The sequence below is a fragment of the candidate division WOR-3 bacterium genome (assembly GCA_039801365.1).
In the GTDB taxonomy this organism is placed as follows: domain Bacteria; phylum Hydrothermota; class Tepidihabitantia; order Tepidihabitantales; family Tepidihabitantaceae; genus JBDRUN01.
The window spans coordinates 1-13054 of the sequence record JBDRUN010000078.1 but is presented as its reverse complement, the minus strand read 5'-3'; the positions used below and the strand labels follow the sequence as shown (position 1 = coordinate 13054).

9 protein-coding genes and 2 rRNA genes are annotated in these 13054 nt (G+C 56.5%); 9 read left to right on the top strand and 2 right to left on the bottom strand.

Features of this window, described 5'->3' with window-relative positions:
• From ABIL25_09095 to dnaE, 9 genes are all read left to right on the top strand, one after another.
• A 23S ribosomal RNA gene (locus tag ABIL25_09095) occupies window positions 1–2584 on the top strand; the annotation flags it as partial.
• A gap of 34 nt (window positions 2585–2618) precedes the next feature.
• Window positions 2619–2735 (top strand): 5S ribosomal RNA (rrf, locus tag ABIL25_09090).
• Between the two features lie 264 nt (window positions 2736–2999).
• Complete coding sequence (locus ABIL25_09085; protein MEO0082429.1) at window positions 3000–3632, top strand: prepilin-type N-terminal cleavage/methylation domain-containing protein; 633 nt, start codon at window positions 3000–3002, stop codon at window positions 3630–3632.
• 509 nt (window positions 3633–4141) lie between these two features.
• The gene (locus ABIL25_09080) at window positions 4142–4621 is read left to right on the top strand and encodes an OmpA family protein (GenBank protein ID MEO0082428.1); all 480 of its coding nucleotides are present in this window, start codon (window positions 4142–4144) and stop codon (window positions 4619–4621) included.
• Between the two features lie 36 nt (window positions 4622–4657).
• On the top strand, window positions 4658–5440 hold the full coding sequence (gene ybgF / locus ABIL25_09075) for a tol-pal system protein YbgF (protein MEO0082427.1): 783 nt from the start codon (window positions 4658–4660) through the stop codon (window positions 5438–5440).
• An 88-nt stretch (window positions 5441–5528) separates the two neighbouring features.
• Window positions 5529–6272 (top strand): MotA/TolQ/ExbB proton channel family protein, encoded by a 744-nt coding sequence (locus tag ABIL25_09070; protein ID MEO0082426.1) that lies wholly within the window; start codon window positions 5529–5531, stop codon window positions 6270–6272.
• An 82-nt stretch (window positions 6273–6354) separates the two neighbouring features.
• Window positions 6355–6762 (top strand): biopolymer transporter ExbD, encoded by a 408-nt coding sequence (locus ABIL25_09065; protein MEO0082425.1) that lies wholly within the window; start codon window positions 6355–6357, stop codon window positions 6760–6762.
• Window positions 6763–6837: 75 nt separating this feature from the next.
• Window positions 6838–7422 carry a TonB family protein gene (locus tag ABIL25_09060; protein MEO0082424.1) on the top strand — a complete coding sequence of 195 codons (585 nt, stop codon included), beginning with the start codon at window positions 6838–6840 and terminating at the stop codon, window positions 7420–7422.
• A 157-nt stretch (window positions 7423–7579) separates the two neighbouring features.
• Window positions 7580–11068, top strand: coding sequence for a DNA polymerase III subunit alpha (gene dnaE, locus ABIL25_09055; GenBank protein MEO0082423.1), 3489 nt, complete (start codon window positions 7580–7582; stop codon window positions 11066–11068).
• Window positions 11069–11192: 124 nt separating this feature from the next.
• On the opposite strand, the gene ABIL25_09050 is transcribed toward dnaE, so the two are convergent.
• Together ABIL25_09050 and ABIL25_09045 are read right to left on the bottom strand one after the other, a co-directional pair.
• Window positions 11193–12137, bottom strand: a complete 945-nt coding sequence (locus ABIL25_09050; GenBank protein MEO0082422.1) for a M48 family metalloprotease — start codon at window positions 12135–12137, stop codon at window positions 11193–11195.
• Window positions 12138–12187: 50 nt separating this feature from the next.
• Window positions 12188–12739 carry a LemA family protein gene (locus ABIL25_09045; GenBank protein MEO0082421.1) on the bottom strand — a complete coding sequence of 184 codons (552 nt, stop codon included), beginning with the start codon at window positions 12737–12739 and terminating at the stop codon, window positions 12188–12190.
• Window positions 12740–13054 lie beyond the last annotated feature (315 nt).

Here is a 13054-nt window from a genome sequence, read left to right as displayed (position 1 = left end):
GCGACGACTCTCCTGGAGCGTATCCCAAGTACCACGGGGAACGAGAAACCCTGTGGGAATCCGTGACGACCACGTCACAAGGCTAAATACTAGCAACTGACCGATAGTGAACTAGTACCGTGAGGGAAAGGTGAAAAGAACCCCTGGCGGGGAGTGAAATAGAACCTGAAACCATGTGCTTACAATCAGTGGGAGTCGGAATTGCCTTTCCGCAAGGTTCGGCAACTCTGATGACCGCGTGCCTTTTGCATAATGATCCGGCGAGTCTGCGTATGTTGCAAGGCTAAGGCTCTCTGAGCCGTAACCGAAGCGAAAGCGAGTCCTAACAGGGCGACCAGTTGCGTACATTCGACCCGAAACCCGGTGAGCTACCCATGGCCAGGTCGAACTTGAGGTAACACTCAAGGGAGGACCGAACTGGTGAGTCTTGCAATACTCTCGGATGAGCTGTGGGTCGGAGCGAAAGACTAACCAAACCGGGTGATAGCTGGTTCTCCCCGAAATGTTTTTAGGAACAGCCCCTGATTTTCAGTTGCGGAGGTAGAGCACTGGATGGGCGCTTCTCCACAATGTGGAGGAAAACCTAACCAAACTCCGAATGCCGCAACTTTAGAGTCAGGGAGTGAGGCTACGAGCTATGAGGTCCGTGGCCGAGAGGGGAATAACCCAGACCGCAAGCTAAGGCCCCCAAGTGTAAGCTAAGTGGAAAAAGAGGTGAGACTACAGAAACAGCTGGGATGTTGGCTTAGAAGCAGCAATCATTTAAAGAGTGCGTAACAGCTCACCAGTCGAGTGGTCTTGCGCTGAAAATACATCGGGGCTCAAGCTTACCGCCGAAGCTGCGGACTTGCGCGCAAGTGCGAGTGGTAGGGGAGCGTTCTGTTGTAGGACGAAGGCGTTGCGTGAGCAGCGCTGGACGAACCAGAAGTGATTATGCCGGAACGAGTAGCGATAAAACAGGTGAAAAACCTGTTCGCCGTAAGCCCAAGGTTTTCTGGGGAAGGTTAATCCGCCCAGAGTTAGTCGGGTCCTAAGCCGAGGCTGAGAAGCGTAGGCGATGGCAATCCGGTCAACATTCCGGAACCACCTTGGCACCGTTATGAGCTATGGGGGGACGCAGAAGGAAAGGCCCGGCCCCCTGTTGGATTGGGGTCTAAGTCTTGGCGATGGCACGTTGGCAAATCCGCGTGCGTAATTCGTCAGGACGAATGGGACGCCCTCGAGAGAGGGCGGAACCGGGCTGGCCCAACTGCCGAGAAAAGCCCCTGTGCCAGGTGTCAGGGTGCCCGTACCGTAAACCGACACAGGTGGGTGAGGTGAATATCCACAGGCGCTCGGGTGATGTCTCGTTAAGGAACTCGGCAATCTAGCCCCGTAACTTCGGGATAAGGGGCCCCGCTCTAGAGCGGGCGCAGAGAAGTGGCTCTGCCGACTGTTTAACAAAAACACAGGTCTCTGCTAAGCCGCAAGGCGACGTATAGGGACTGACACCTGCCCGGTGCCGGAAGGTTAAGGAAGGGGCTCAGTCCGCCGCAAGGCGGGCAAAGGTTCCGACCGAAGCCCCGGCAAACGGCGGCCGTAACTCTAACGGTCCTAAGGTAGCGAAATTCCTTGTCGGGTAAGTTCCGACCTGCACGAATGGTGTAACGAGTGGAGCGCTGTCTTGACGAGATGCCCGGCGAAACTGTAGCGGCGGTGAAGATGCCGCCTGCCCGCGATCGGACAAAAAGACCCCGTGAACCTTTACTGTACCTTGCCATTGGATCTTGGCCGGGCATGTGTAGCATAGGTGGGAGGCTTTGAAGCCGGGGCGCTAGCCCTGGTGGAGCCATCGGTGAAATACCACCCTTGTTCTGTCGGGATTCTAACTCCGAGTTTTGAATCGAGCCGGAGAACAGTGGCAGGCGGGCAGTTTGACTGGGGCGGTCGCCTCCCAAACGGTAACGGAGGCGTTCTAAGGTCAGCTCAGCACGGACGGTCACCGTGCGTTGAGTGCAAGGATATAAGCTGGCTTGACTGCGAGAGCGACGGCTCGAGCAGGGACGAAAGTCGGACCTAGTGATCCTGTGGTTCTGCGTGGAAAGGCCATAGCTCATCGGACAAAAGGTACTCCGGGGATAACAGGCTGATCGGGCCCGAGAGTTCACATCGACGGCCCGGTTTGGCACCTCGATGTCGGCTCATCGCATCCTGGGGCTGAATAAGGTCCCAAGGGTTGGTCTGTTCGCCCATTAAAGCGGTACGTGAGCTGGGTTCAGAACGTCGTGAGACAGTTCGGACTCTATCCATCGTGGGCGTAGGAGACTTGAGGGGAGCTGCCCATAGTACGAGAGGACCTGGGTGGACGTACCTCTGATGCACGAGTTGTCACGCCAGTGGCACAGCTCGGTAGTCAAGTACGGCAGGGATAACCGCTGAAGGCATCTAAGCGGGAAGCCCACCCCAAGATTAGGTCTCCCGTGTGTTAGGGTTTCGGCTCTGACACCCTGAAGGCTCCTGGAAGACTACCAGGTAATAGGCCACCGGTGTAAGCACAGCAATGTGTTGAGCCAAGTGGTACTAATCAGCCGTGCGGCTTGAGGATTCAGTCTGTCTCTTCTCCTTTGTGATTGGATTTTCCCGGTGGTTCTACCGGAGGGGCCACACCTCTTCCCATTCCGAACAGAGTCGTTAAGCCCTCCAGGGCCGATGGTACTGTGCTGGTAACGGCATGGGAGAGTAGGTCGCCACCGGGAGTTTCTTTACGGGATTCTGATTGTAGATGTTTTGGCCGTGGCGGATTGGGTTTCTTGCGTATGCTTCCAAGTGCATAAAGTTTTCCTTGACAGCACAGGCAGGGGGGGTAGAATTCTAATTGAGCGGAGAGACCGGATGCGACGCGGTCTCCTACCTTGGGTTACCGTAGACGACCCGGAAGGGTCGTGAGTTGCATCCGGAATTTCAGCTCGGTTTAGAAGCCCTAAACCACAAAATCTCTAAGAGAGAGGAGGTGACTGACAATGAAGAATAAGGGCTTCACGCTGATCGAACTGCTGGTGGTCATCTTGATCATCGGTATCCTGCTTGCCCTCATCATCCCGAACTTCGCATTGTTCCAGGAGCGTGCGCGGCGCAGCTCGGTCAAGAATAACATGCACGTTATTCAGACCGCGATGGAGGCGTATGCCGTGGACCACTACGGCAACTATCCCAACGCCGACGTGCCTTGGGAGGCGGACGATGAGACGGGCATCTGCCTGTACTTCCCGGGCGGAGACCCGCAGGGCATCGAGGGTTCACCGAGGCCGGGCGCGTTCCCGGTCAACCCGTACACCGGTACCCGCTATAACACCGGAGAGTACGAGGACCTGAACTACGACGAGCACTTCGGTGACTTCGAACCAGGACAGAATGCAGCGAACAGGGGCGATGATGAACTCGGGTGCCCGTACCTGGACTGGGAGGGCGACCCGGAGGTTGCCGGCTCAATCTACCTCGGCACCTATATCAACGAGGCGACCGAGATTCCGGAGGAGTACGGTATCGCTGGCTGGGGTCGTGATCCGACATTCCTGCCGATTTACGACCTTGACCCGGCGGCGGACGACCCGACGGAGACCGACTACTTCATCTTCTTCGTCCTGCACAACTAAGCACCGCCTGAGTTATTCTGGGTGGGGCAGCAAGCCCCACCCAGTTTTCTTGCCTGAGAACAGTGCTACTGTAAAACGGTGAATATGCTACTCATACCACCGCGGAAGGCTCATGGGCACTTTTTGCCAAAGTCCGTCCGGGTCCGGGTTGGTCCTTTGGGCAGGTCTCTGGAATCTCACCGGTCCGGTCTAGGCAAAGCCGTTTCTGGAAGACTGCAACCTCGGGCGACGTGATAGAAAACCACGAGGTGGCCGCCAAGCGTCTCCTGCGGGCCGAATTTGTCCCAAAGTGGCCTGCTAGTAGCATCGTCGGTGCGAAATGAGAGTTGCCGGTGGGCGGCTGGGCCGGACCAGATTGTTTCGCAACTCGCAAAGTTTGGGCTTGACAGTCTTGCTCTGGTAATGTAAATTACAGCACATCGCAGGCTGAATCTGGCCGACGCCTGGTGCGATCGGCCAACCGAGCAGTTCTAAGTAATTTGTGACCTATTGACCAAGGAGGAATGCAGATGAAGAACACAGCCAGACTCCTGACCGTTCTTTTCGGCGCGCTCCTGGTTGTGGCTGTTGTCGGCTGTCCCAAGAAGGTTGTGAAGGAAGAGCCGATTCCGCCGCCACCACCGCCTGATACGACGCCCGAAATAGTGGAGAAACCTAAGGTCGGGGAACTTGCTACCATCTACTTCGACTTCGACAAGTCTGACATCCGTACGGGAGAGGTTAAGAAGCTCACAGACAACGCCAATGCCATTAAGGCCGCTGGTAACCCGATGGTTACGATTGAGGGGTACTGCTGCCCGATTGGCACGTCGGAATACAATATGGCACTTGGTCAGCGCCGAGCTGAAGCGGCCAAGGCTTATCTGGTGAAGCTCGGTGTTCCTGCTAGTCAGTTGACGACCATCAGCTACGGTGAGGAGCGACTCGCAACGACAGACCCGAACAAGTACGAACTGAACCGACGCTGCGAGTTCAAAGCTTCGAAGTAGCAACCGGAGTGCGATCGGGAACGTCTTAGATGAGTGATGAGAGCCAGTAGGCTCAGGGTCAAAGCCGGCACAAGTCTGGCACTTACCCTGGGCCTGCTGGCTGTTTTTTTGCCAAGTTGCTCGCTGCATCGTGAGTACGTCCGCCGCGGAGTTGTGCTTGACTCGCTCGCTCACCGGACGAGCCGGCTTGAAGTTAGCCAGACCGCCTTGCTGCGCGACCTCCGCGCCCAGACCCTTACTGAACTTGAAGCAGTACGCGCCAGCATTGAGCAGCTTGAGGCGCGCATCGTTGATCTGGACGAGCGACTTGCTAGGGTCGGCCGTAAGCTCGGAGTATGGTATGAGGCAAGCGTCGGCGCCGACGCGGCCGCGCCAGATAGCGCCACGGCGCGACCGGAAGCTGCGGTCGTACCCGGACCTGTTGATACACTCCGGCCGGGCATTGACCCGGACCAGCTCTATAACACTGCTTACCTTGATTTCACCCGCGGTAAGTACCAGATTGCCATTGCTGGCTTCGACCAGTTCGTTGTAATGTTTCCGCAATCCGATATGGCCGATAACGCTCAGTACTGGAAGGCCGAATGTTACTACTCACTCAATGACTTGCTCAAGGCCGAGGAAGAGTTCAGGCTTGTCCTGACTAAGTACCCGGCCGGGAACAAGGTGCCGGCTGCGGCCTACAAACTTGGACTTGTGTATCTGGCCCAGAACCGCAAACAAGACGCTATCCGGCAGCTCCAAGAGGTGGTCGCCAAGTATCCGGGTACAACCGAGGCTGGGCTCGCCCAAGACCGGTTGAACGCATTGGAGAAGTAAGGGGTGAGAAAGTGGCTAGGTCGGTAACTGGTCGGATCACGGTACTGCCGCTTGCCCCTCAGCGCAGAGTAGTAGCCCAGTCACTACCGTGATATCAACAGCTCCGCCCTCAGGCGGGTTCTTCGGGCCATTTATTCATGCCGGGCTGTTCGCCCAAATTGTCATCCTGGTCTTGCTTGTCATGTCTATTGTCAGTTGGGCGGTGATTCTACGCAAGGCGCGGTATGTGCGCCGAGCGGCGCAGCAGACTAGGCAGTTTCTGAACCTGTTCGGGCTACGGACGCGGCTCGGCGACTATGAGCAGGTAGCGCGGACCATGCGCGCCTCGCCCTTGTCCAGCCTGCTTCTTGCTGGAGTCGAAGAATGGCAGAAGCTGCGCAAGGATTTTCATGGTACAGTACAGGGCGCAGAACTACTTCAGCAGCTCATTCCCAATATTACTGAGGCGATGGACCGGGCCGCATCGCGGGAGTCGGATAGACTCGAAGGCTGGCTTCCATTCCTGTCTATCACAACAATGGTTGCACCGTTCCTTGGGCTTCTGGGAACAGTGCAGGGCGTGCTCGCAACGTTCCTCGGGCTGCGCACGACTCAGATTCCAACTCTCCAGACGATTGCACCCGGCATCTCGGACGCACTCATCACCACAATAATGGGTCTGGTTGTGGCGATTCCGGCCGCATTCTTCTACAACTACTTCGTTGGTCGGGTGCGCAACCTCCAGTCCGAGATGGAGCGCTTCTCCTCTGAGCTCACTGGCATTCTACGCCGAGAGATAATCTACTCCCAGCTCGAGGGTACAGACACTTGGAATCCAAACACGCGACCGTAAGTAGAGTAGGATAATGCCGGTTTCTCCTCCGGCGTCGAATCTTGGTGTGCCTTACAGTCCTAGTGACTAGTGTCCAATTCGCATGAGGAGAGAACGTAAGCTCAAGCTCTTGGCTGAGATGAACGTTACGTCGCTTGCGGACGTGAGCTTTACGCTGATGGTTATCTTCCTTATCGCCGGGGTCTCAACTGCGTTCAGCCGGCTGCAGAGCATTGAGCTTGACTTGCCCCGAGCGTCCACCCTTGATGTGAGCTCCAAGGAAGGCCTGGAAATAAGCGTGCGACAGAACGGCGAAATCTATGTCGGGCGCAAGCTTGTCAGCTTGACCGCGTTCCCCCGGGTCCTTGGTGAGCAATGGGCCAAGGGCAACTACGACCGCGTATTCCTGCGTGCGGACAAGAAGGTAGACTACGGCACGATAATGGAAGTACTCTCCGCCGTGCGCGAACAGGGAATCACCAACATCGGTCTGGTTGCGCTACCGAAATGAAATCGCCAGCCCCAGATGAAATCAGCGGTGAGATTGCAGAAGTCGGATGCAGAATGAGGGAAGGCGGCTGACTACGTGAAGCGCGACCTGTTATTCTCTTTTGTTGGCCACTTGGCGCTGTTCGCCGCCCTCGGGATTGCAACCGGTATGAATCGCGCCCGCGATACTCGCCGGCCCAATGTGATTACCATCCAGATTGTCAATCCAGGTTCGCCTCAGCCCGCGGTCGAGACGCCGGCTACACACCTAGTCGAGCCGAAGCCCAGGCCTCAAGTTGCGCCTGAGCCCAGACCTAAACCCAAGTCAGAATCGCAGAAGAAGGAAAGCGTAGTCAAGAAGCACGGGCTCGGCGCGCGCATTGAAGGCGCGGACGCTCTGGGCTATGCATACTACCTGAACATCATTCTTGCCAAGATAGCGGACAACTGGGTCAACCCGTATGCGGGCCAGCCGCGTACCATTCGGGCCACGGTGTACTTCGTGGTTGAGGAGGACGGGACCATAACCGGGGTGAAGCTTGAGAAGGGTTCAGGTGATGCGGGCTACGACGCTTCCTGCGTCAGGGCGCTACTTGCGACCGAGAAGCTGCCGCCCCTGCCGCCCGAGTACACCGCGGGCAACCAGCTCAAGCTGCACCTCGAGTTCGAGTCAAAGCCGTAGGCTGACGCGGAACTCCGCTAGAGCCATCCGGACGGTACGTAAGGGGAAGAAACGGAGGGATGTGGGGTCCCAGGGATTACGCTTTGTTGTCAGTGAGAAACGCCGGGCTTGACCAGTCTCATGTTGACAGAGCCCGGTGTCACGACTATAAGAAGTCGTGCCCACAAGAAAGAGCACGGTAAGTTTCGTCCACCTGCATAATCATTCCCAATATAGTCTCCTTGACGGTGCGTCGCGGGTAGAAGATCTGGCGAAGCTGGCGGCAAGCTTCGGAATGCCGGCGCTTGCCATCACCGACCATGGCAACATGTTCGGGGCGATTGAGTTCTACAGAGCGGCTCAGGAAGCAGGAGTGAAACCGATTATTGGAGCCGAGTTGTATGTCGCACCAGGTGACCGGCGTGAACGCAAGGTGCATGCCGAGATTCCGGAAGCTAGCTTTCACCTGACGCTACTCGCGCAGGACGAGACCGGCTACTATAACTTGATGAAACTTACTACGCTCGGATACCTTGAAGGTTTCTACTACCGGCCGCGCATTGACAAGGAGTTGCTTGGTAGCTACGCGAAAGGCCTTATCGCGCTCTCTGGTTGTCTGAAGGGCGAGGTGAACTACTTCCTGCGTCGAGGAGAGCCGGAGCGCGCGATGAAGGCTGCGGCCCAGTATCAGGAAATCCTGGGGCCGGACAACTTCTATCTCGAAGTGATGCGGGCGGGGGTTCCGGAGCAGGAACAGATAATTCCTGGCATCATCGAGCTATCCGAGTCGCTTGGCATCCCGATTGTCGCAACGAACGACTGCCACTATCTGAAACCCGAAGACGCCAAGGCGCACGAAGTGCTCGTCTGCATCCAGACTGGTAAAAAGCTGGCAGATTCAGGCCGGCTGAAGATGACCTCAGACCAGTTCTACTTCCGTTCGCCCCAAGAGATGGAGCACCTGTTCTCTGATATTCCGGGAGCAGTTGAGCGAACAAAGGAGGTGGCGGACCGGTGCAACCTGCTCTTGGATTTCAGTCGGGTGAGGTTAAACCTGCCGCGATACCAGTCACCTGAGGGTTATGCAGACGACTTTGCATACCTGAAACACTTAGCGCAGGAAGGGTTGAAGCGGCGCTATTCGCGGGTAACGCCGGCAATTGAGGAGCGGCTAGAGCACGAGCTTGCCGTCATCAGACAGATGGGTTTTCCCGGTTACTTCCTCATCGTCCGGGACATCGTCAAGTTCGCCCGCGACCGGGGGATTCCGGTTGGCCCGGGCCGGGGCTCGGCCGCCGGATGTCTTGTGCTCTACTGCCTGGGGATTACCGACATTGACCCACTGCGCTACGGACTTCTATTCGAACGATTTTTGACCCCGGAGCGTGTATCGCTGCCGGATGTAGATATTGACTTCTCGGACACTAGGCGGCAGGAGGTGATTGACTATATCCGGCACCGGTACGGCGAGGATTCGGTGGCACAGATAATCACCTTTGGCACAATGGCGGCCCGGGCTGTAATCCGCGATGTGGGTCGGGTGTTAGACGTACCCATCGCCGAGGTTGACCGGTTGGCAAAGCTTATTCCCCAAAACCTCAGCCTAGCCGAGGCGCTGGCCAGTGTGGCCGAGTTCAAGACGATGGTTGAGTCAAAGCCGGAATACCAGGAGTTGCTCCGAATCGCCCGCAAGCTTGAGGGCCTCAACCGGCACGCGTCGGTTCACGCCTCAGCTGTGGTAATTGCGCCACGGCCTCTGATTGAGCTCGTGCCGCTGTACAAGACGCCGGAGCTAGGGCTTTGCACGCAGTATGACATGTATTCCCTGGAGACAGTTGGACTCTTGAAGCTTGATGTCTTGGGGTTGAGGACCCTGACCGTGGTAGAGGAGGCGCACCGGCTGATTGCCGAATCCGGACGTCATTTTTCCGTCCCCGAGATACCATTGGATGATCGCAAGACCTACGAACTATTGCAACGCGGTGATACGGTTGGTGTGTTTCAGCTTGAAAGCGCCGGGATGCGCGACCTGTGCCGCCGGATGTTACCCGAGAGCATCGAACATATTATTGCCCTGATCGCACTCTACCGGCCCGGCCCGATGAAACTACTGGATTCCTTTGTCGCGCGTAAGGCTGGGAATGAGAAGATTGATTACGAACACAGTCTACTCGAACCGATCTGTCGCGAGACTTACGGCATCCTGGTTTACCAAGAGCAGGTGATGCAGGCAGCCCGGGCGCTGGCCGGGTACACCTTGGGCAAGGCCGACATTCTGCGCCGGGCAATGGGGAAGAAAGACCCGGCCGAGATGGAATCACAGCGCAGCACATTTGTCGAAGGCTGTGCCAAGTACAACCGGATCCCGGCGGACCGGGCGGATCGGATCTTCAATCTCTTGGCAAAATTCGCGGGGTACGGCTTCAACAAGTCACATGCTGCAGGTTACGCCTATCTCTCCTACGTTACCGCTTATATAAAGGCTAACTACCCGCTGGAGTTCATCGCCGCGACGCTGACTAGCGAGCTTGGCGACTCAAAGAAGCTCGCCAAATTCATTGGCGAAGCGCGGAGAATGGGTGTTACTGTCCTAGGCCCGGACGTGAACGCGAGCGAGTCCAATTTCGCAATCGAACACGGTATGGTGCGGTTCGGGCTTGCTGGAGTCAGGAACCTAGGTCAGGGCGCAAGCCAGAAAATCGTCGAGGAACGTAAGCGGAACGGGCCGTATCAGAGTCTCGTAGATTTTCTAATTCGAAACCGCGGGGTCGTGAATCGCAAGGCAACGGAATCTCTAATCAAGGCCGGTGCTTTCGACTGGACCGGAAGTAACCGAGCACAGCTTCTCTCAGAACTGGAGTTAGACATGGCCCGGGCCAGTTCAGAGAAGCTCAGATTCCAGGAGCGCCAGGCAGATCTGTTTGGATTCCAGGTAGAGAATAAGACAGCAAAAATAGAGAAGAAGTTGGAGATGCACGACCTGCTTGCCTACGAGAAAGAGGCTTTCGGATTCTACCTTTCCTCGCACCCACTTGAGCCTTACCGGATTGAGTATGAGGCGCTGCACTTCTGTTCTACCGAACAGCTTGAGGAGAAGCAAGACAGTGAGCCGGTGAGTATCGCCGGCGTCATCACTGCCCGACGAACGAAGCGCAGTAGGAACGACCAGGAGTACGTCGTGGTCACGATGGAGGATTTTGCCGGATGGGTAGAAGTGATGGCATTCTCCAGCTTGCTCGAGAAATGCCGTGAGAATCTGCAGCCTGAAAAGCTTGTCATCGTCCAGGGCCGGGTGCGCAGACGGGAGAGCGGGATGCCCCAGGTCTGGGCCGAGCGAGTCATGCCGTTTGCCCTAGTCAGCAAGTTTATCTCGGCAGTTGCAATAACACTACCGCGCAAGATGTGCGACGAGCTAGAGCTTGTGAAGCTGCGAGAAACCCTTCAGCGTCATCCCGGGAACGTACCGGTTTACTTCCGGATGCCTGGAGAGGGTGCCACTCTGGAAGTACTACGGGTAAAGGACTACCAGGTAGCACCCGGGCACGAGCTCGTGACCGAACTCGTGCGACTGTTCGGCAGCGGTGCCGTGCAACTGCGTGGCGAGCTCCCCGCACTTGAACCGAGGGCTGGCTGGAAGAATAGCCGAAAACTACCTGACCGGAGGTAGCGAGTCACAGTAAGACTGGACAGGTTCCAACGATCATCCAAGTTTTCCTAAACCGCCCACCATCCGGTAATGACATCTGGGCCTAGATTCCTTACTCCTACTGGTGCCACTTACGTTCTTGGGCCTATTCTACCGCTGTTCTATCCAGCGTAAGTGCATTGAGACGGCGGATGCGCTCGGTAAGCGGCGGGTGCGATGCAAACCAGTCTGCTCGCCCGGTCCGGTCCTTGGCAAACGGGTTGGTGATAAACATGTGTGCCATGGCGTCGGACGCGGTCCTGAGTTTTTCCTTGCTTGCACCGAGCTTGGCAAGCGCCGAGGCAAGGCCGTGAGGATTGCGTACGATGTAGGCACCCGAGGCATCTGCCAGATACTCGCGCTGGCGGGAAATCGCCGCCCGAATCAAGGCTATGAGCAGAGGTGCAAGAATGGCGAGCACTAGACCAACCAGTATCAGAATAAGCTGAGCCTGTCCGCCGCCGCGGCCCGAGGAATCTCGCCGCCGGCGGCCGCCACCAAAGAAGATGCCCCAGCGCAGAAGCATGTCCCGGAACAAGATGATGAGCCCCCCGATGATTGCGACTACGGTCATCATCAGGATATCGTAATTGCGAATGTGCGCCATCTCGTGTGCGACAACGCCCTGGAGTTCATCGCGGTTCATCGTCGCCAGTAGCCCACGGGTAACAGCAATTGATGCATGGGCCGGATTGCGGCCGGTCGCAAAAGCATTTGGGGCGGCCGAGTCAACAACGTAAACGCCAGGCTTGGGCACGCCCGCGGCCAGGGCAACTTCTTCTACCACGTTGTGGAGCTGGGCGTATTCTGTGGGGTCAGCCGACTGCGCGCCGTTGACCGCCAGCGCAATCCGGTCGGAGTTGAAATAGAGGACCAGATTGTAAACGACGATGAACAGGGCAAACAGTACATAAACCTCGGCGCCCCAGTGCATGACCTGGCCTAAGGCCATTCCGATTACAGCCAGGATAATCGTGAACAGGGCGATGAACAATCCGGTGCCCCACTTGTTACGGGCGATTAGCCGGTAGAGGTGTGTGCGCTCAGCCATCCGCGTTTCGCCGTGTCCGACTGGTCGGACACGGCACGACACTCCTACTGCTAGAATTTCACCTTCGGCGCTTCGCGCTCGGCCTCGGGCACCGTGTAGAACTCCTCGGCTGCAAATCGGAACATGCTGGCGATGATGTTAGACGGAAACATCTGAATCTGATTATTGTAATCCATTACTACATCGTTGTAGAATTGGCGGGCGAAAGAAATCTTATTCTCGGTTGTAGTTAGTTCCTCCTGGAGCTTGGCAAAGTTCTCGTTCGCCTTCAGATTCGGATAGTTCTCGACTACAGCGAATAGTGACTTCAGGGTCTCGGTGAGCATGTTGTTTGCCCTGGCTGCTTCCCCCGGGGTCTTGGCACCAAGAGCCAGGGACCGTGCCTCAGCAATCCGTTCAAAGATAGCTTTCTCGTGCGCAGCGTAGCCCTTGACCGTTTCGACCAGGTTGGGAATCAAGTCAATGCGACGTTTGAGTTGCACATCAATCTGATGCCAGCCGTTTCGCACCCGGTTACGCTTCACGATCAAGCCGTTGTACACGGCGATAACAAAGAGCACGAGCACCATGAGGATCGCTAGAATTACTATTAGTATCAGCATAGCCTTACCTCCTATACGCGCAAAGGATATTCCGTCTGAGTACGATGTCAATCAGGCCATGGCCAGGATGCGACATGGCTCTAGCCCAGGTACATGGTGACTCTTTGAGGGCGGCCGCAAAGTCCGGGGGCATTACACCAAGAGACTGGCTTGCGTTGCGAGGAAGTGTGAAAACATTACTGCATGAGACGAAGCTGAAAGAAAGGCATCAAGTTTTCAATTGTTCTGGTTATGCTTCTGTGGCAATACACAAGTGCCAGAAAGGTGGAACCGATGCCTCCCATAGCCTACTACATCGTGGCCAAACGTAAACAG

What these genes read in the sequence shown, in the direction of transcription:
- ABIL25_09080 (MEO0082428.1), top strand. Translation starts at nt 4,142, where the DNA reads ATGAAGAACACAGCCAGACTCCTGACCGTTCTTTTCGGCGCGCTCCTG.
- ABIL25_09065 (MEO0082425.1), top strand. Translation starts at nt 6,355, where the DNA reads ATGAGGAGAGAACGTAAGCTCAAGCTCTTGGCTGAGATGAACGTTACG.
- ABIL25_09045 (MEO0082421.1), bottom strand. Translation starts at nt 12,739, where the DNA reads ATGCTGATACTAATAGTAATTCTAGCGATCCTCATGGTGCTCGTGCTC.
- ABIL25_09050 (MEO0082422.1), bottom strand. Translation starts at nt 12,137, where the DNA reads ATGGCTGAGCGCACACACCTCTACCGGCTAATCGCCCGTAACAAGTGG.
- ABIL25_09085 (MEO0082429.1), top strand. Translation starts at nt 3,000, where the DNA reads ATGAAGAATAAGGGCTTCACGCTGATCGAACTGCTGGTGGTCATCTTG.
- ybgF (MEO0082427.1), top strand. Translation starts at nt 4,658, where the DNA reads ATGAGAGCCAGTAGGCTCAGGGTCAAAGCCGGCACAAGTCTGGCACTT.